Source organism: Bacillus paramycoides (assembly GCF_038971285.1).
In the GTDB taxonomy this organism is placed as follows: domain Bacteria; phylum Bacillota; class Bacilli; order Bacillales; family Bacillaceae_G; genus Bacillus_A.
This window is the reverse complement of record NZ_CP152427.1, coordinates 1,345,827-1,364,176: the sequence shown is the minus strand read 5'-3', so window position 1 is coordinate 1,364,176 and position 18,350 is coordinate 1,345,827. Positions and strand designations below refer to the sequence as shown.

19 protein-coding genes, 1 pseudogene and 1 other annotated feature are annotated in these 18,350 nt (G+C 36.8%); of the genes and pseudogenes, 4 read left to right on the top strand and 16 right to left on the bottom strand.

The features are described from left to right. Nucleotides 1-8: 8 nt before the first annotated feature. The 11 genes and pseudogenes from hisG to AAG068_RS29925 all read right to left on the bottom strand — a co-directional run bounded on the left by hisG (nt 9) and on the right by AAG068_RS29925 (nt 11,621). Nucleotides 9-644: an ATP phosphoribosyltransferase gene (gene hisG / locus AAG068_RS07090; protein ID WP_342718709.1), complete on the bottom strand. Its 636-nt coding sequence runs from the start codon at nt 642-644 to the stop codon at nt 9-11. Continuing rightward, nucleotides 620-1,882, bottom strand: a complete 1,263-nt coding sequence (gene hisZ, locus AAG068_RS07085) for an ATP phosphoribosyltransferase regulatory subunit (protein WP_342718708.1) — start codon at nt 1,880-1,882, stop codon at nt 620-622. Before hisZ ends, hisG begins: the two co-directional genes overlap by 25 nt. A 310-nt stretch (nt 1,883-2,192) precedes the next feature. After that, complete coding sequence (leuD, locus tag AAG068_RS07080; protein WP_342718707.1) at nt 2,193-2,774, bottom strand: 3-isopropylmalate dehydratase small subunit; 582 nt, start codon at nt 2,772-2,774, stop codon at nt 2,193-2,195. After that, the gene (gene leuC, locus AAG068_RS07075) at nt 2,752-4,146 is read right to left on the bottom strand and encodes a 3-isopropylmalate dehydratase large subunit (protein ID WP_342718706.1); all 1,395 of its coding nucleotides are present in this window, start codon (nt 4,144-4,146) and stop codon (nt 2,752-2,754) included. Before leuC ends, leuD begins: the two co-directional genes overlap by 23 nt. Next, nucleotides 4,146-5,210 (bottom strand): 3-isopropylmalate dehydrogenase, encoded by a 1,065-nt coding sequence (leuB, locus tag AAG068_RS07070; protein ID WP_342718705.1) that lies wholly within the window; start codon nt 5,208-5,210, stop codon nt 4,146-4,148. Before leuB ends, leuC begins: the two co-directional genes overlap by 1 nt. A 75-nt stretch (nt 5,211-5,285) precedes the next feature. After that, nucleotides 5,286-6,806, bottom strand: a complete 1,521-nt coding sequence (leuA, locus tag AAG068_RS07065; protein WP_342718704.1) for a 2-isopropylmalate synthase — start codon at nt 6,804-6,806, stop codon at nt 5,286-5,288. A gap of 1 nt (nt 6,807) precedes the next feature. Beyond that, the gene (gene ilvC, locus AAG068_RS07060; protein WP_342718703.1) at nt 6,808-7,818 is read right to left on the bottom strand and encodes a ketol-acid reductoisomerase; all 1,011 of its coding nucleotides are present in this window, start codon (nt 7,816-7,818) and stop codon (nt 6,808-6,810) included. A gap of 26 nt (nt 7,819-7,844) precedes the next feature. Continuing rightward, nucleotides 7,845-8,354: an acetolactate synthase small subunit gene (gene ilvN, locus AAG068_RS07055; RefSeq protein ID WP_166689579.1), complete on the bottom strand. Its 510-nt coding sequence runs from the start codon at nt 8,352-8,354 to the stop codon at nt 7,845-7,847. Beyond that, nucleotides 8,351-10,051 carry an acetolactate synthase large subunit gene (gene ilvB, locus AAG068_RS07050; RefSeq protein ID WP_342718702.1) on the bottom strand — a complete coding sequence of 567 codons (1,701 nt, stop codon included), beginning with the start codon at nt 10,049-10,051 and terminating at the stop codon, nt 8,351-8,353. Before ilvB ends, ilvN begins: the two co-directional genes overlap by 4 nt. 73 nt (nt 10,052-10,124) lie before the next feature. Continuing rightward, nucleotides 10,125-10,352 (bottom strand) — a binding site (T-box leader). A 16-nt stretch (nt 10,353-10,368) separates the two neighbouring features. Beyond that, complete coding sequence (gene ilvE, locus AAG068_RS07045) at nt 10,369-11,265, bottom strand: branched-chain-amino-acid transaminase (protein WP_342718701.1); 897 nt, start codon at nt 11,263-11,265, stop codon at nt 10,369-10,371. A 119-nt stretch (nt 11,266-11,384) separates the two neighbouring features. Further along, nucleotides 11,385-11,621 (bottom strand): annotated as a pseudogene (locus AAG068_RS29925) (hypothetical protein). 59 nt (nt 11,622-11,680) lie between these two features. Here AAG068_RS29925 and AAG068_RS07040 point away from each other — a divergent pair. Together AAG068_RS07040 and AAG068_RS07035 are read left to right on the top strand one after the other, a co-directional pair. Further along, a complete protein-coding gene (locus AAG068_RS07040) occupies nt 11,681-11,920 on the top strand; it encodes a DUF3911 family protein (protein ID WP_071744815.1) in 240 nt (79 codons plus the stop codon). A gap of 125 nt (nt 11,921-12,045) precedes the next feature. Then, nucleotides 12,046-12,285, top strand: a complete 240-nt coding sequence (locus tag AAG068_RS07035) for a YkuS family protein (RefSeq protein ID WP_342718700.1) — start codon at nt 12,046-12,048, stop codon at nt 12,283-12,285. Nucleotides 12,286-12,648: 363 nt separating this feature from the next. On the opposite strand, the gene AAG068_RS07030 is transcribed toward AAG068_RS07035, so the two are convergent. Continuing rightward, nucleotides 12,649-12,738, bottom strand: a complete 90-nt coding sequence (locus tag AAG068_RS07030; RefSeq protein ID WP_000608225.1) for a hypothetical protein — start codon at nt 12,736-12,738, stop codon at nt 12,649-12,651. 108 nt (nt 12,739-12,846) lie between these two features. Further along, complete coding sequence (gene ytfJ, locus AAG068_RS07025) at nt 12,847-13,314, bottom strand: GerW family sporulation protein (protein WP_002071000.1); 468 nt, start codon at nt 13,312-13,314, stop codon at nt 12,847-12,849. Between the two features lie 264 nt (nt 13,315-13,578). On the opposite strand from ytfJ, the gene AAG068_RS07020 reads away from it, so the two are divergent. Continuing rightward, nucleotides 13,579-13,962 (top strand): imidazole glycerol phosphate synthase, encoded by a 384-nt coding sequence (locus AAG068_RS07020; protein WP_342718697.1) that lies wholly within the window; start codon nt 13,579-13,581, stop codon nt 13,960-13,962. Between the two features lie 33 nt (nt 13,963-13,995). Here AAG068_RS07020 and AAG068_RS07015 read toward each other — a convergent pair whose 3' ends face one another. Beyond that, nucleotides 13,996-15,339, bottom strand: a complete 1,344-nt coding sequence (locus AAG068_RS07015) for a TrkH family potassium uptake protein (RefSeq protein ID WP_342718696.1) — start codon at nt 15,337-15,339, stop codon at nt 13,996-13,998. A gap of 994 nt (nt 15,340-16,333) precedes the next feature. On the opposite strand from AAG068_RS07015, the gene AAG068_RS07010 reads away from it, so the two are divergent. Then, on the top strand, nt 16,334-17,569 hold the full coding sequence (locus tag AAG068_RS07010; RefSeq protein ID WP_342718695.1) for a dicarboxylate/amino acid:cation symporter: 1,236 nt from the start codon (nt 16,334-16,336) through the stop codon (nt 17,567-17,569). Between the two features lie 22 nt (nt 17,570-17,591). On the opposite strand, the gene AAG068_RS07005 is transcribed toward AAG068_RS07010, so the two are convergent. Continuing rightward, nucleotides 17,592-17,747 carry a hypothetical protein gene (locus tag AAG068_RS07005; protein WP_000184933.1) on the bottom strand — a complete coding sequence of 52 codons (156 nt, stop codon included), beginning with the start codon at nt 17,745-17,747 and terminating at the stop codon, nt 17,592-17,594. Between the two features lie 136 nt (nt 17,748-17,883). Then, a complete protein-coding gene (locus tag AAG068_RS07000) occupies nt 17,884-18,303 on the bottom strand; it encodes a MarR family winged helix-turn-helix transcriptional regulator (RefSeq protein WP_127813637.1) in 420 nt (139 codons plus the stop codon). Between the last annotated feature and the right edge of the window lie 47 nt (nt 18,304-18,350).

Here is an 18,350-nt window from a genome sequence, read left to right as displayed (position 1 = left end):
TAATCCCCCTATTTTCCTGATAAAATTTCTTGTTCCATCATATTTATAATACTGAATATTTCGTCTTTTTTAGTTTTTAATGCGGCTTTATTTACAATCATTCGAGCGGATATAGAACACATTTCTTCAAATACAACGAGCCCGTTTTCTTGTAATGTTTTTCCTGTTTCAACAATATCAACAACGGCATCTGCCAATCCAAGAATAGGAGCGATTTCTACAGAACCTTCTATTTTTATAATTTCTACATCCTCTCCTTTATCATGAAAATAGTTAGAAGTAATATGTGGATATTTCGTCGCAATACGTTTCTTCCGGTAGCTCTTCGGGTTATAAGTAGGAATAGAAGCAACACAAAACTTACACACGCCTACTCCTAAATCCAACATTTCATAAATATCTTTCTCGTTTTCCATTAAAACATCTTTGCCAACGACCCCAATATCAGCTACTCCATGTTCTACATAAGTAGCAACATCTACTGCTTTTACTAAAATAAATGATATATCTGTATTTTTACTTTGAAAGACTAGCTTTCGTCCTTTATTTTTGAGCTCTGAACAATCAATTCCAATTTGCTCAAAGAGCGGAATCACATGTTTTTCTAATCTTCCTTTCGTTAACGCAATTTGAATGTTACGCATGAAGTTTCCCCTTCTTTCTGGACTACCCAGTTCTCGTTCCATACATATTCCACCAACGATTCATTCTTTGCCTCAACGACCGTTACTATTTGATGTTTTCTTGCAAATTGAAAGGTTCTATTTATATTTGAGAATAAAGATAGCTCTACTTTTTTCCCGTCCTTTTGAAGTAAATTTCGCAATCGTTCCGCTTCTGCTAATCTATTTAACTCATAATGAATCATAATATCTATTCTCTTTCGTTCATATGGTTCTTGTTGCTCTTGTAGCGCCTTCACAATTTGATTGACTTGCACCGCGAGTCCAACAGCCGGCAGCATTTCTCCAAAATTTCCAATCAACTCATCATACCTTCCGCCACTAACAATTTCTTCTCCAATTTCGTATATATACCCTTTGAAAATAACACCTGTATAATAATCCAAATGTTGAATCATACCTAAATCAATGGATATGTACGATCCATAGCCTAGCTTTTCAATTGCTTCATATATTTCTTTCACCCTTGCGATGGCCATTTTCATTTCATTACTTGAGGCGAGTTTTTCTGCTTCCTCAATCACTTCTAAATTCCCAAATAACCTTGGTAATTTCTCTAGTAATCTTACTGTTTCATCACATCGATCTAATTTCTTTTCTCTAATAAAATTTGATAGAGCGGCATAATTTTTACTTTCAATGTATGTTCTAAGTATTCTCTCCTCTTCCTCATGAATGGAGAGCTTTTTGACAATACATTTATATAACTGCACTTGCCCAATCTCTATTGTAAAAGATTGCACTTTCAACTTTTGAAGTGATTGAATGACGCTTATGACACATTCAATTTCAGCTCTTACATTATCAATTCCGATAATTTCAATACCACTTTGCACAATTTCATTATATTTTCCAGTAAGAGACTCATTCGCTCGAAATACATTCCCGCTATACGTCACTTTAAGTGGCGTATCACACCTCTGTGTTCCGATCACTCTCGCTAAAGGAATTGTCATATCAGGACGTAATACAATAATCCGTCCCTTTTCATCAAAAAATTTATACATCTTTTCTTCATCTATCGGTCTATTTTGAAAGGCAAACACATCATAAAATTCTATTGTTGGTGTCCTTATTTCTTCATAACCTCTCTCTAAAAAAGTACGCCTTAATTTTTGTTCTACTTCTTCAATTAACGTACATTCTTCGAATAAATAATCTCTCGTTCCATTTGGATTTGCACGTTTCCATTTTGTCATCGAAATTCTCACACCTTTCCTTTTCTAATGTATGCCTATTTCATGCTCCTAAACCGAAAATAAAAAGAGCCTTGTAGATAAAATATACCTACAAGGCTCTTTATTAGAGTGTAGGTACAACGGGAATAACCCTTGCACCTACACGTTTTCACGCTAGGTTCAAGGGCTTTATGTATGATGATGTAGTTGTGTAAGCATTTTAATAGATTGTATTGTTTTCATAATACCTACTCCCTTTCTCCTCTAATTTTTACATAGTATATAACACTTAATTCTGAATGTAAATACATTTTAAATATTCCGTTATCTCTTAATATACAGCTACCCTTCTTTCATACTCTTTTATTTCTTGTTCATACTGCATTGTAATACTAATTTCATCTAAACCATTTAGTAATTTCTCTTTCCACATTTTTTCGATTGTAAAATGAAACCTGTGCGTACTCGTTGTAATAACTTCATTCTCTAAATCTACTTCTATTTGCTCTCTCGCATCCGTTTGGGAAAGTTTTTCACGCATTTCTTTATCCATTACAATTGGTAACATACCATTTTTCATACAATTCATATAAAAAATATCTGCAAATCCTCCGGCGATAATAGCGCGGAAACCATAATCAGCAAGTGCCCAAGGTGCATGTTCTCTTGAAGAACCGCAACCAAAATTATCTCCTGTAATTAATATACTTGCCCCTTTTCTATCTTGTGCATTAAGCGGAAAATTAGGATTTTCATGACGGTTATTATCATAACGCCACTCATCAAATAAATATTTTCCAAATCCCATCCTTTCAATTCTCTTTAAATATTGCTTCGGAATAATTTGATCTGTATCAATATTATCATTCATCAGTACTGCCACGGTACCTTTATGAATACGAAATGGCTCCATCATAACTCTCCTTTCTAGTATCAACAAAATGACCATATAACGCAGCTGCTGCCGCCATTGCTGGGCTAACTAAATGTGTTCGTGCTCCTTTTCCTTGTCTTCCTTCAAAATTACGATTTGAAGTTGAAGCACAATGTTCTCCTTCAGGCACTTGATCTGGATTCATTCCAAGACACATGGAACATCCAGGTTCTCTCCATTCAAACCCAGCTTCTTCAAATATGTGATGTAGTCCTTTTTTCATCGCAGCTTCTCTTACTCTTTTTGATCCAGGTACAACGAGCGCTCGTACACCTTCTTTTACCTTTCTCCCTTTCACAACAGATGCAGCAATTTCTAAATCAGAAAGTCTAGAATTTGTACAAGACCCAATGAAAACATGCTGAATTGGAATGTCATACGTGCTTTGTCCAGGGCTTAATCCCATATAAGAAAATGCTCTTTCATCATTTGCGTCATGCTTTTCTGGCAACTTTTCATCAATACGAACACCCATACTCGGATTTGTTCCCCACGTAACATACGGCGCTAAAGTCGTAACATCAATTGAAATATGTAAATCATACATTGCATCTGCATCTGTATAAAGCTCAGACCATTTCTCCTCGAAAGTTTCATAGTCTTTCGGTGCATATTTACGCCCTTTTACGTAAGCAAATGTTTTTTCATCTGGCGCGATAATACCCGCTTTTGCGCCTCCTTCAATTGCCATATTACAAAGCGTCATTCTCTCTTCCATTTCCATAGCCTCAATGGTCTCTCCGTAAAATTCCATTACGTATCCAGTTCCAACTGCTACACCGTACTTTGAAAGGAGATGCAAAATAATATCTTTTGCGTAAACACCTTTTTGTAATTTTCCTTTTAACTCAATGCCCATCGCTTGCGGTTTTCTTTGCCACAATGTTTGCGTTGCCAATACATGTTCCACTTCACTCGTACCAATGCCAAATGCTAGTGCGCCAAACGCACCATGCGTTGCTGTATGACTATCACCACAAACAATTGTTTTTCCTGGCTGCGTGAGCCCTAGCTCTGGCCCGATAACATGAACGATCCCTTGCTCTTCATCTCCGATATCCGCTAATGGCACCTTAAATTGTTTACAATTTTCCCGAAGTGTGTCTAGTTGCTGCTTCGCAATGCGATCGGTAATATTCCAAACATCTTTCGTTGGAATATTATGATCCATCGTTGCGAATGTTAAATCTGGTCTGCGAACCATTCGATTTGTAAGCCGCAAGCCTTCAAAGGCTTGCGGTGACGTTACTTCGTGAACAAGATGCAGATCGATATATAATAAATCCAATCCATTTTCGTTTGTCGTAACTACGTGTCTTTCCCAAAGTTTATCTAGCAACCTTTTCCCCATTATCTTCCTCTCCCTACTAACGCTTGTTCTTCCATTTCTTGCATAACTGCCTTCGTAAATGAAGTTGTCGTTTCAATCCCCCCGATATCTGCTGTACATTTCCCTAATTTAAGGACTGCGGAAATTGCTTCTTCAATTGCACACCCTTCTCTCGTTAATCCGAACGATTGCCCAAGCATCATGGCAACAGAGCGCATCATGGCAATTGGATTCGCCTTATTTTTCCCGGCAATATCCGGCGCTGACCCATGAATAGGCTCGTATAATGAAGGTCCCTTTTCCGCATGGCTTGCTGATGGAAGCATCCCTAATGATCCAGCTAATACAGAAGCCTCGTCACTCAAAATATCTCCAAATAAATTTTCCGTTACAATTACATCAAATCGTCCTGGATTTCGAATTAACTCCATAGCAGCGGCATCTACTAAAATATGTTCTAGTTCAACGTCTGGATAACGAAGTGCTACTTCTTCTGTCACAGTTCTCCATAGTTTACTAGATTCTAAAACATTCGCCTTATCAATAGATGTTACTTTTTTCTTTCGCTTACTCGCTAATTGAAAAGCATAAGAAACGATACGTTCAATTTCATGGCGATGATACGTAAGTGTATCTGTTGCTACTTCGTCCGTTCGTTCTTTCGGATAAGAAAAATAAATTCCGCCTGTTAATTCACGAACGACAACGAAATCAATTTCGTCAGCCTTTTTTAATGGCGATAAATGTGCCGTTGCACTTTCTACCGTTACAGGGCGAACGTTCGCAAATACACCAAGTCCTTTTCTTAAAGCTAATAATCCTTTCTCTGGCCTTTCTTTCGCACTATCCCACCTTGGTCCACCAACTGCTCCTAGTAAAACCGCATCACTTGCTAAACAGGCGGCAAGCGTTCGTTGTGGTAATGGTTGCCCATTTAAATCAATAGCACTCCCGCCGAAGTACTCATCTTGCAAATGAAAATGATGCCCATATAACCTCTCTACCATATGCAATACTTCCTTCGCACTTTCCATAACTTCCGGGCCAACACCGTCACCAGCTAAACAAACAATACGTTTTTCCAATTTCAACACTCCTTTTAATTGATTTTTCAGAACATTTATGATAGGTAAGAGAAGCTTCTCTCACCTATCAACCATTTATTTCACAAGCTGGATAAAAGATTTCAATTTCCCCGCTGCATGGACATATGCTCTTGCCGACGCTTCCAATACATCTTGTGCCACACCAAAACCTGATACTTGATGCGTTCCTTCTTTTAATTCAACATGAACATGAGCCAGTGCATCTTGACCTTGTGTAATAGATTGTATGCGATAATCTGCCAATTCACATTCTAATCCTAAAATCCTTTGAATCGCATTATAAATCGCTTCAATACTACCAGAACCAGTAGCTGCATCTTCGTATACATTTCCTTCCTCATCTTTTAGTACAACTGTCGCACATTGTGTACTATTTGACACGAAATGTACTTGCAGTTGGGTAATGTTATATTGCTGAGCCGCAAATGCTGCTTCCCCAAGCATAAGTGCACGTAAATCTTCCTCCGTAATTTCCTTTTTACGATCAGCTAATTTTTTAAACGCTTCAAACACTGCATCTCGTTCTTCCGTTGTAAATTCATAGCCAAGCTCTTTCATTTTTTCTGTAAACGCGTGACGGCCAGAATGTTTTCCAAGTACGAATAGGTTTTGAGATTCACCTACTAACTCTGGTTCAATAATTTCATATGTTGTCACTTCTTTTAAAACACCATCTTGATGAATGCCTGATTCATGAGCGAACGCATTTGCTCCGACGATCGCTTTATTTTTCGGTACAACCATACCTGTTAATCTACTTACTAATGTACTCGTCGCTTTAATTTCTTTTAGCGTCATAGAAGGCTCCGCCTTATAGAAATCTTTTCTAATATGAAGAGCAACTGCAACCTCTTCTAACGCCGCATTCCCTGCTCTTTCTCCAATCCCATTAATTGTTCCTTCTACTTGCAACGCTCCGCCTTCAACTGCAGCTAATGAATTGGCTACAGCCATCCCAAGATCATCATGACAATGACAAGAGAAAATTGCTTTTTCATATGAAGGAACAGATTCTTGTAAATATTTAAAAAGAGAATAATATTCTTCTGGATTCGTATACCCAACTGTATCTGGAATGTTAATTACATTCGCTCCTGCACGAATTGCAACTTCTATCGCTTCAGCTAAAAAGTCTCTTGATGTTCTTGTCGCATCTTCTGCAGAAAATTGCACTGTCGGAAATAATGATTTTCCAAGTGTAACGGAATGATGAATACTATCTAATACATCTTCTTTTGACATACAAAGTTTATACTTCATATGAATATCACTCGTAGCTAAAAATACATGTAAACGAGGAGATACAGCACCTTTCACAGCTTCATACGCTCTTCGAATATCACTTTCTTTCGCTCTAGCTAAACTCATAACTGTAGCATTTTGAATCGTATTTGCGATGCGTTTCACCGATTGAAAATCCCCTTCGGAAGCTGCTGCAAAGCCAGCTTCCATGACATGAATCCCTAGTCTCTCTAATTGCCTTGCAATTTGCAATTTCTCTTGTTCATTTAAATTCACTCCTGGTGATTGTTCGCCATCACGTAGCGTCGTATCCATGAACAAAATCTGCTTCATATTATTTAACCCCTGCCTTTACTCGCGGCTGTACGAAAGGCATCATTTCACGTAATTTACGTCCAACTACTTCGAGTTCATGTTCATTCTCTTTCTTATTTGTCGCACGGAAATTCGGTTTTCCTGCTTTATGCTCTGCAATCCAGCCTCTTGCAAATGTACCATCTTGAATTTCTGCTAGCACTACTCCCATCGCTTTCTTCGTATCTTCCGTTACAACGCGTGGTCCTGATACGAAGTCGCCCCACTGCGCTGTATCTGAAACAGAATATCTCATATTTTCAAGTCCACCTTCATACATAAGGTCAACGATTAGTTTTAGTTCGTGTAAACATTCAAAATATGCAAGTTCCGGCTGATATCCGGCATCAACTAACGTTTCAAATCCAGCTTTTACTAGCGCAGTTACTCCGCCACAAAGTACAGCTTGCTCTCCAAATAAATCTGTTTCCGTTTCTTCTTTAAATGTCGTTTCTAATACGCCCGCTCTCGTCGCTCCAATTCCATCAGCATAAGAAAGTGCCTTTTCATTCGCAACTCCTGTTGCATCTTGGTATACTGCAAATAGTGCCGGAACAGCTCCTCCTTCAGCAAACGTACGACGAACTAAATGTCCTGGCCCTTTTGGTGCTACTAAAAATACATCTACATTCGCTGGTGGTTTCACTTGATCAAAGTGAACATTAAATCCGTGTGCAAAAACGAGAGAATTTCCTGCCTTTAAATTTGGTGCAATTTCCGCTTCATATACTTCTGGTTGCAGTTCATCCGGTAGTAAAATCATTACTACATCAGCCTGCTTTGCCGCTTCTGCTACTGTATATACAGAAAATCCATCTTCTTTTGCTTTATCCCAAGACTTCCCTTTTCTTAAACCTACTACTACATCAAATCCGTTATCACGTAAATTTTGCGCATGCGCATGACCTTGCGAGCCGTATCCGATGATTGCTACTTTCTTTTCTTTTAATACATTTACCGTTACATCTTTCTCATAATAAACTTTTGCCATTTTCATTTCCCCCTATATTTAAATGATTATTGAATTAACATCACTTGCTTATCTTGCTTTTTCATACTGCGTGTAAATGCTGTTACACCTGTTCTAGCAATCTCTTTCAAACCGTATGGACGAAGTAATTCAATTAACGCTTCTACTTTCTCCTGTGTACCTGTTACTTGCACAACTATGGAATCCTTCCCAACATCTATTACAGTGGCTCGAAATGGCTCAATTAAACTGTATAATTCTGCTCTTGCTACTGATGTTGCTACTTTAATAAGTGCGAGTTCTCTTGCTATCATCGCTTCTTCTGTAATATCTGATACTTTCAGAACATCAATTTGCTTATGAAGTTGTTTAATTAACTGCTCTACTTGCTGTTCATTTTCAACGTGTACAACAATCGTCATCCGCGATATGTCCGATGATTCCGTATGACCTACTGAAATGCTTTCAATATTAAAATGTCTTCGTGTCATAACACCTGTAATTCGGTTTAACACACCGCTTTGATTTCGAACTGTCGCTATAACAATTCTCTTCACCTTTTTTCCACTCCCTCCATTTGGTGAACACCTTTCCCTGGGGCAACCATCGGCATTACCTTTTCTGATTGAAGGACACGGCAATCAATTACGACCGGTTCTTGTAATTCAATCGCATGCTGTATTTGCTTCTTTGCAAGAAGTGGATCATCTATGCGAACTCCTTTTATGCCATACGCATTCGCAAGAGCGACGAAATCGGGTTGACACGATAGTAAAGAGTGCGAGTATCTTTGATTATAAAATTCATCTTGCCATTGTCTTACCATTCCTAAAGCTTCATTATTTAAAATAAATACTTTAACAGGTAGAGAGTGTTCTTTTAATACACTTAATTCTTGCAGCGTCATTTGAAATCCAGCGTCACCGACAATTGCAATAACTAGTTCTTCAGGCTTTGCAATTTGCGCACCAATTGCTGCTGGAAATCCGAATCCCATCGTCCCTAATCCTCCTGAAGTTACCCATTTATCTGGATTTTTCAGCGGATAATATTGGGCTGCCCACATTTGATGTTGCCCAACATCTGTTGTTACAATCGCTTCTCCCTTCGTAATTTCATATAACATGTCAATTGCGTATTGAGGCTTAATACTTTCAGAGTTTCTTTTATAAGAGAATGGATATCGTTCTTTTCTCCCCTTTAATAAAGCGATCCATTCATGATGATTTTCTTTTCCCCCTTCTGGTTGAAGTAATACTTCCAATGCCCGTTTAGCACTTGCAACAATAGGAATTTCAGTCGACACATTTTTTCCGATTTCTGCTGGATCGATATCGATATGTGCAACAGTGGCCCCTTTAGCAAAATAAGCTAAATTCCCTGTAAGCCGATCATCAAATCTTGCACCTACATTAATGAGTAAGTCACATTCATATAACGCCATATTGGCTGTGTAAGAACCATGCATTCCTCCCATTCCTAGAAATAGTTCATCATCTGGTGGAAAGCCACCGAGACCAAGTAATGTATGCACAACAGGAATTTCATATTTACGAGCAAAACTTGTTAACTCTTTTGATGCTTTCGCATGCAATACACCTGCTCCAGCTAAAATTAACGGCTTATTTGCAACTCTAATTGCTTGTAATAATTTGTTTATTTGGAGTAAATTTGGTTCATAATTTGGGTTGTATCCTGGTAAATCCATTTGCACATCGCTACATCGTTCTCCTTGCTCTACTACCATATCTTTCGGAAGATCGATAACGACTGGGCCTGGTCTTCCTGTTCTAGCAATATGAAATGCTTCTTTAATAATACGAGGTAAATCTGAAGCCTTTCGCACTTGATAGTTATGTTTTGTCACCGGCATCGTAAGCCCCATAATATCCGCTTCTTGGAAAGCATCACTTCCAATTAACGTTGTTGCTACTTGCCCTGTAAATACAACAAGTGGTAGTGAATCAATCATCGCATCCGCTAAACCAGTAATCACATTTGTAGCACCTGGTCCACTCGTTGCAATTACAACCCCTGGATTTCCAGTAATTCTGGCATATCCTTCAGCTGCGTGAATCGCTCCTTGCTCATGCCTTGTTAAAATATGCGGAATTTCACAGTCATAGAGCGCATCATAAAGAGGTAAAACAGCACCACCAGGATAACCGAAAATCACTTCTACCCCTTCTTTTTCTAGCGCTTCTAACAATAGCTGTGCACCAGTTGCCAGTTTCTCTTCCGTTTTTGAAGACATAGTTCTTATAAGCCCCCTTTTTGAAAACTTTTATCAATAAAAAAAATCCTACGTCCACACTCCAGCTATGTGCTGAAGGGACGAAAGATTTCGCGGTACCACCCTTCTTTGCAAGAATACTCTTGCCTCAGTGACCCATAAATGAGTCTAGCTAATAACGGAGCTACCGTCTAAGCCTAGACAAATACTTCAGCTTAGCACTCAAGGGCGATGTTCGTCGACGTGAACCATCGGTTTTCAGCAACCACCGACTCTCTGTGAGGCTTCACAATCAACTACTCCTCCCTATCAACGCTTTCTTATGTTATAAAGAGTTATTATCCAACTTTATTTTCTTCGTAAATTTTCTCTCCATCTTCTATAACTAACTTTCGGAATTCTTCTAATAAACGATTCGTATGTGGACCCGTTTGCCCTAAACCAATCGTTCTACCATCTACTGTCGTAACGGCAATTACTTCAGCTGCTGTTCCTGTTAAAAATACTTCATCAGCTACATATACATCATGTCTTGTAAATAACTCTTCTCTAACTTCATATCCAAGTTTTTCACCAATTTCTAAAATAGCGTTTCGTGTAATACCTTCTAACGCTCCAGCAGAACTTGGTGGTGTAATTAATTTATTTCCTTTTACAATAAATACGTTATCCCCTGAGCCTTCAGCTACATATCCTTGATCATTTAACATAAGCGCTTCTTGTACCCCAGCCAATTTCGCTTCGATGCGAACTAAAATATTGTTTAAGTAATTTAAAGATTTTACTTGAGGCGACAATACATCTGGACGGTTTCGGCGCGTTGCAACTGTTACAACTGGAATCCCTTTTTCATAATATTCTTGTGGGAATAAAGATAGTTGCTCTGCTATTACTACTACATTCGGTTTCTTACAGGAATCAGGATCTAATCCAAGATTTCCTGCTCCTCGCGATACAACTAGGCGAATGTATCCATTAAATAATTTATTTTGTCGAATCGTCTCAACAACAATATTTGTTACTTCATCTAAAGAATATGGAATTTCTAACATGATGGATTTTGCTGATTCATATAACCGGACAAGATGCTCTCTCAAACGGAAAACATTACCGCTATAAACTCTAATTCCTTCAAATACTCCATCTCCATATAAATAACCATGATCATATACTGATACTTTTGCCTCGTCTTTTGGAACAAATTCTCCATTTAAGAAAATCCATTGCTCGTTCACTGGAAAGCGCCTCCTATGTTCTATGAATTTTTTATTGTTTCCTAGTTTACTCTCCTTTCTAAATAAATCAAGTTAATTTTTAGAAAATTTATAATTTTTAATCGTACGTACATCTTTGATTATATTGATTCAACAGCATTGTTAACGTTTACAAAAAGTCAAAAATTTTTTTTCGTCAATTTTCACTAAAAAAATATTTGTTTAAAAGAAGGATTTTCATCAATTGATACGAATCTATTTTATTCAATAAACGGGCGTCCGTTTTTATAAATTCGGGAATATACAACGACTTTTGCTGAAAAAGGGGGAAAATAATAAAAATAACGATGTCTAAAAATAACATTCATATTTTTCATTTCGGAATCATAATCCTATTTTTAAAAAACAATTTGTCAAAATGAAGGAGGAAATCAATATGGCGTGTGTACAAATTAAAGGAACGAGACAAGAGGTAGTAGAAATGCTTCAACTATTTGATCTAATGGATACGAAAGGTTTTTGTAAATTCGATAACTATGTAGAGGTAGAACCAAATAATAAAGAACATAATAATTTTATTGCTTCAATCGGCATCCATTCAAATACTTCTTCCGCTCAAGATACTTTAAATGATCAATTCGTAAGTCAAATGCTTACTGGTGTATATAACGACTAAATAAAGTGAAACTTTAATCAAACTACCCGTAAATAGCAGATAAATATATGTTTCCTACCATCTTTGCATAAATATATGCGATGTACTTGAGCATACTAGTAACTAGATGGTAGGAGGTGAGAATTATGGCTAGAATCGGTGTTGAAAACTCATTAACAGATGTTCAGCAAGCTCTTCAGCAACAAGGGCATGAAGTTGTTACCCTTAACTCCGAAAAGGATGCACAAGGCTGCGATTGTTGTGTTGTAACTGGGCAAAATTCGAATATGTTAGGGATTGCAGATACATCAATTAAAGGATCGGTAATTACAGCTCATGGTTTAACAACGGATGAAATTTGTCAGCAAGTTGAGAGCCGTACTTAAATTTATTTTACAAAAAGAAAGAGGACTCCTTTTAAAAAGGAGTCCTCTTTTTTATATTCACCTAACGGGAAAGTAACATATACTGGATGAAAGCCCTACCTCTCTCTCATCATTACGGTTCCACTGACCGCTCCTTGATTCACTAGTATACCTATAAAGCCTACAATTATAATTTATAGGGTTTGTTCACAAAAGTTGTTGGTAAGATTACCCGATCTTTCGCAAACTTTTCGTATTATATTTATAAGATTTATTTACTTTACACTAGCTGTAACCGAGACACGAATTAAAATTATAACACCAATACAATAACTTGTCAATATTTTTCGCAAATTTAAAACAGACAGTAACGGTTTGTCTGTTTTAGAATGGAGCTTTTTCTTTTATTACATATACAACAAAGCCGCTTACTAACATACATAAGCCAACTACTAAGTTTTTGATATTAATCATAAATTCCTCTCCCTTATTCCACACATCATATATATTTACAGTTCATTTATTCCGATCATTCTAAAGCGCACTTTTTCTAATATATCATAATTCCTAAAAAATGCAAGTTCACTTTTGACGATTATTTACAAATTTATCTACAGTGCTTGGTACAGTATTTAAAGCCTTCTCAATTAAATGTGTACTACTATTGAGGTGCAATACTTGCACACCGTTAGAACCAACTACTAAAAAAGCAACTGGACTAATAGAAACCCCAGCCCCGCTCCCGCCTCCAAATGGATGACTTTGTTTGTGCTCTTTATGTTGCCCTTGTCCGTTCTTATGTTTTTCAGAAATAAAATCACCTTTAAAGTCACTTCCGCCAGCTCCAAAACCGAAAGCTACTTGAGATACTGTTAATACTACATTTCCGTCAGCCGTTGAAACCGGACTTCCAACAATTGTATTTACATCTACCATCTCTTTTAAATTTGTCATTGCTGTTTTCATTAAATTTTCAATTGGATGTTCCATTATGTATTGCACCCTTTCCTCATTATTCTTTTTTATACTTTCCAAAATAGAGGAAGTCATACTAACTTTTACTATTTCAAAAAAACAATCTCCACTTTTTAAATTGATATGACTCCCTGTACATACTCGGATAAAGTGAAACTTTAATCAGTGGGGGTTTTCTTCATCCCCCACTGATTATTAGCCCTCACCAATCGGACTTTTATGGGCAGCCCGATCCCCACCTAATTTCTTTGCTTTCGCTGAATTTTGAGGTGGGGGCTTACTGCCCATTAAAGCGGGATAAAAAAGAAAAAGAGATACATACTACTATTGAACCTTGCTATGAAAGGAGTCATGACTTTGACTGAGAAATTTGATGAGTATAAAAAAAGAGATAGAATAGATAGTGACTATAAAGAAGAATATGCAGCTGAGGTTGCACCACAGCGTATTGATTATGATTACGACGAGAAGGAACATAATGATGATGTAAGATCGTCCGCCGCTGGATCAACTGCTGGCTTTATCGCTCTTGCCTTATCTATCTTATCACTCTTTACCTTCCCAACATTATTTGGTCTTGTTTCTGTATTACTAGGTATTTACGCTTATAATCGCGGAGCTACTGTAACTGGTGGTATCGCTGCGATAGTCGGCGGAATTGCAGCACTCATTGCAATTTTATTCCGAGTAGCACTTATCGGATTATTGTTCTCTCTTTTTTAAAAAGAAAAAGGTATCTCGCTTATGCGGGATACCTTATCCTGTAAATACATCTTCCGATGGATATTTAATTTTTTGTTTTGCTGGTCGCGCTAAAGAAAAGACAAGTGTTAACGGTCCAATTAATCCGCAAAACATAACAAACATAATAATACATTTTCCAAACGCTGATAACTTTGCAGTAATCCCCATCGTTAATCCTACTGTACCAAATGCTGAAATTGTTTCAAATAGTAACTGAATAAAACTGAAATTTTCTGTTAGCATTAATACAAATACTGCTGCAAAAATGAGAATTTGACTGGCAACAGCAATCGCTAACGCTCTCGTTACTGTCGACATTTTTATTGTGCGCTGAAATAATACAATTTCCTCTTTCTTTCTAAAGAAAGAAAGGACAGATGTAACTAAAATAACAAACGTTGTTAATTTAATCCCTCCACCTGTTGATACACTTCCTGCACCAATAAACATTAAAACCATCGTAAATAATATAGATGATTCTTCCATCCCCCCGTAGTCAACTGTATTAAATCCAGCAGTACGAGGAGTAATACCTTGGAAAAAAGAAGCCCATAACTTTTCATTTAAAGGTAAATTCCCTAACGTCTTCACATTATTATATTCCAATACAAAAATCACAATCATCGCTATCACATTTAGCACTACTGTTCCAACAATCATAATTTTGGAATGAAGCGATAATTTTCGAAAACTACGGCTATACCATATATCAATTAATACAGTAAAACCGAGACCACCTATTACGATTAAAGAGCAGATCCCAATATTAATAATAGGATCTCCTACATACCTCGTTAAATTATCTGACCATAGAGCAAATCCGGCATTATTATAAGATGCGATTACGTGAAAAATACTATAATATATACCTTTTCCAAAGCCAAACTCTGGAATAAAGCGAAATGATAAAAAGATAACTCCAATCAACTCAATACAAATTGAAAATATAAAGACACGTTTTACTAATTTTACGAGACCACCTATATTCGTCTGATTAAATGCCTCCCCAATTAATAAGCGATGGCGTAATCCAATTTTTTTACCTAATACCCAAACAATTAAAATGGCAATCGTCATAAGACCTAGACCACCTGTTTGAATTAAAAACATAATTACAATTTCGCCAAACATCGTAAACGTACTTGCAGTATCTACTACTCCTAATCCCGTTACAGTTGCTGCTGACGTTGCCGTAAAGAAAGCATCTACCCAACTAATATGTACTTTCGTTGCGAATGGTAACTTTAATAATAAACCGCCAACCACAATTAAGCAGAAAAAACCTAATGCTAATATTTGTGGTGGATTTAATCGTATAAAACGATTATACAGCCCTTGTCTTTTTGTTACTTCCATATTCACTAACTCCCTTTTTCCCCTCATAACTAAAGGCTTATAAGAAACCTTACATAGTGGGATAAACCTTATACTCTTATAATATAGTTGAGCATAATCCTTTTTTCCATAGTTTTCAACTTTTATTTATATTCGCACTTCATTTCCTCTTATAAATGAAACCTTCTATTCTCTTTCTTTACTGTATAACTCTTACAGCAACAACTTCATATCTATCATTTCTCAAATTCTCATACCTTTCACTCTATGTTCACACCCTGGTCACATCCACCTTTTATAGTATATGTATCGGAGCTGTTCCTCCCTAATTTATAAGACATTCCCCAGTGTCTTGAACAGCTTTCCATCCCTAATTAAATTGACATAAATTGTCCTCTTCCTTAGGCCATCATTTGCGATGGTCTTATTTTTTTGTTTACTTTATTTTTTATGGAAAACTCCCTCTCTCTTTCACTCTATGTTCACATCAGGGTCACATCTACCTTTTATAGTATATGTATCGAAGTTGTTCCTCCCTAATTTATAAGACATTCCCCAGTGTCTTGAACAACTTCCATCCCTAATTAAATTGACATAAATTGTCCCCTTCCTTAGGCCATCATTTGCGATGGTCTTATTTTTTTGTTTACTCTATTTTTTATCGAAAACTCCCTCTCTCTTTCACTCTATGTTCACACGGGCGTCACATCCACATTTTATAGTATATATATCGAAGTTGTTCCTCCCTAATTTATAAGACATTCCCCAGTGTCTTGAACAACTTCCATCCCTAATTAAATTGACATAAATTGTCCCCTTCCCTAGACCATCCTATGTGATGGTCTATTTTGTTTTCTAAATAGATTATTTAACTTTCTCTGCTTACTTTAGTAAAAACAATCTATATTTAAATAGATTGTTTTTATGCAAAATATTCAGAAAATATTGTCAAAATAGGTAGTTTTTCGGTACAATTAATGTAGAAAGTAATTTCACAAAAATAAGGGGGGGTATATTGAAACAAACAAAAGCAATTTTAATTGCATTATTTCTCGGTTTAGTTGTCGGACTCACTTTAAATTTAGCTGCGCCATCCATTTTTGAACCATTAAATCAATATGTGTTCAATCCACTTGGTCAATTGTTTATTCGCCTCATTAAAATGCTAGTTGTTCCCGTTGTATTTATATCTATCGTGCTTGGAGCTGCTGGGCTTGGAGACCCGAAGCAACTTGGAAGAATCGGCTTAAAATCAATTTCATTCTTTCTTGTAACTACAGCCGTTGCGATTTCCATTGCAGTTACATTCGCACTTATTATACAACCAGGATCTGGCGGAAACTTTAAAACCGAAGGGCTTAAATATGAAGGTGCAAAAAACGAAACATCTTTTGTCGATACAGTGCTAAATATCGTACCAGATAACCCAGCAAAAGCGATGGCTGATGGCAACATGTTACAAATTATTGCCTTTGCCGTATTAATTGGACTTGGTATAGCTATTTTAGGAAAACGTGTCCAAGGTATTCATTCATTACTTGAACAGGGCAACGAATTAATGATGTATCTCGTGAATCTCGTTATGAAATTAGCTCCAATTGGAACATTCGGGTTGCTTGCTTCGTCCGTTGGTAAAATGGGTCTTGCTGGCGTCGCTGCGATGTTCAAGTATATGATTGTCGTTATGCTAGTACTTATTATTCACGGCGTTTTCGTCTATGGTGGATTATTAAAGGTATTAGCAAAAGAAAGTATTGTCCGTTTCTTTAAACATTTCGGACCGGTCATGGCAATCGGATTTAGTACATCTAGCTCTAACGCATCTCTTCCATTTGCAATGAAAACCGCACAAGAAAAACTTGGCGTTCCAAAAGCGATAAGTTCTTTTGTACAACCACTAGGTGCAACGATTAATATGGATGGTACTGCCATTATGCAAGGCGTAGCAACTGTGTTTATCGCTCAAGTATACGGGGTCGAGCTTACTATTTACCAATTAGCCGTCGTCGTATTAACTGCTGTACTAGCTAGTATCGGCACTGCTGGTGTACCAGGTGTTGGACTCGTAATGCTGACGATGGTTTTAAATCAAGTAAATCTACCAGTAGAAGGCATTGCCTTAATTATCGGTATTGACCGTATTCTAGATATGTCACGAACAGCTGTAAACATTTCTGGTGATGCAATTTGCGCAATGATTGTTGCAAAATCAGAAGAAAAATATAATACAGATCAATCTGCAGCATCTTAAATCAAAAAAGGAGTGAATCATTTCACTCCTTTTTTGATTTACTTCCTTTTTTCGAACGATATTCTTTTCCTTTGTTATCATTACCAGTCTCAAATTCAGTGCTAAACTCTTGCTGAAATTGACCTGATTTCGGTGAGCCTTGATTTCCGCTCCCTTTACTACCATTTCGATTAGTCATATTTCTGCCCCCTTCCTTTACTAGTAGTATGTTACATATTTTCTTTTTTATAATCTTTTACATACGAAAGAAGCCCTTCCTCATATAAGGAAGGGCTTCTCCTTTACTACGTAAGCGTTTTCTTACTTATAATGAATTAAATAAGTTTTTTAGAAATAGATATCATTATATTCATTTCTTCTTCTGAAAGCATAGAGAATCTTTCTTGTAAATATTGTTTTTTCGCGCCTTCCATTTTCGCAACTAAATCTTTTCCTTGTTCTGTGATTTCTAAATATACAACTCGGCGATCTGACGTAGAACGTGAACGAGTTACAAAACCTTTATTAATTAATTTTTCTGTAACAGCTGTAATATGACTATTCGACACATTTAGCTCATTCGCTACACGTGATACCATTTCTTTATTCGTGCGATTCAATATTCTAAGGACGATGAACTCATTCCATGGTATGTAACCACCAAATATTTTTCCAATATCATTACGCAACGTGCGGAACATAGCAAAAACATTTGTCGATAGTTCTTCCATTAATTGCTCTCGATTTTGAGACAACTTTGACAGCTCCTTTTATTTCATTTAGTTAAATAAAAACCTTATTA

Bases quoted from the DNA above. Each gene is read 5' to 3' on its own strand.
- leuD (WP_342718707.1), bottom strand. From the start codon at position 2,774: ATGGAGCCATTTCGTATTCATAAAGGTACCGTGGCAGTACTGATGAAT.
- AAG068_RS07030 (WP_000608225.1), bottom strand. From the start codon at position 12,738: ATGATTAATATCAAAAACTTAGTAGTTGGCTTATGTATGTTAGTAAGC.
- ilvC (WP_342718703.1), bottom strand. From the start codon at position 7,818: ATGGCAAAAGTTTATTATGAGAAAGATGTAACGGTAAATGTATTAAAA.
- AAG068_RS07040 (WP_071744815.1), top strand. From the start codon at position 11,681: ATGGCGTGTGTACAAATTAAAGGAACGAGACAAGAGGTAGTAGAAATG.
- AAG068_RS07035 (WP_342718700.1), top strand. From the start codon at position 12,046: ATGGCTAGAATCGGTGTTGAAAACTCATTAACAGATGTTCAGCAAGCT.
- ytfJ (WP_002071000.1), bottom strand. From the start codon at position 13,314: ATGACTTCCTCTATTTTGGAAAGTATAAAAAAGAATAATGAGGAAAGG.
- hisG (WP_342718709.1), bottom strand. From the start codon at position 644: ATGCGTAACATTCAAATTGCGTTAACGAAAGGAAGATTAGAAAAACAT.
- leuA (WP_342718704.1), bottom strand. From the start codon at position 6,806: ATGAAGCAGATTTTGTTCATGGATACGACGCTACGTGATGGCGAACAA.
- hisZ (WP_342718708.1), bottom strand. From the start codon at position 1,882: ATGACAAAATGGAAACGTGCAAATCCAAATGGAACGAGAGATTATTTA.
- ilvB (WP_342718702.1), bottom strand. From the start codon at position 10,051: ATGTCTTCAAAAACGGAAGAGAAACTGGCAACTGGTGCACAGCTATTG.
- AAG068_RS07005 (WP_000184933.1), bottom strand. From the start codon at position 17,747: ATGACTAATCGAAATGGTAGTAAAGGGAGCGGAAATCAAGGCTCACCG.
- AAG068_RS07015 (WP_342718696.1), bottom strand. From the start codon at position 15,339: ATGGAAGTAACAAAAAGACAAGGGCTGTATAATCGTTTTATACGATTA.
- leuC (WP_342718706.1), bottom strand. From the start codon at position 4,146: ATGGGGAAAAGGTTGCTAGATAAACTTTGGGAAAGACACGTAGTTACG.
- AAG068_RS07020 (WP_342718697.1), top strand. From the start codon at position 13,579: ATGAAAGGAGTCATGACTTTGACTGAGAAATTTGATGAGTATAAAAAA.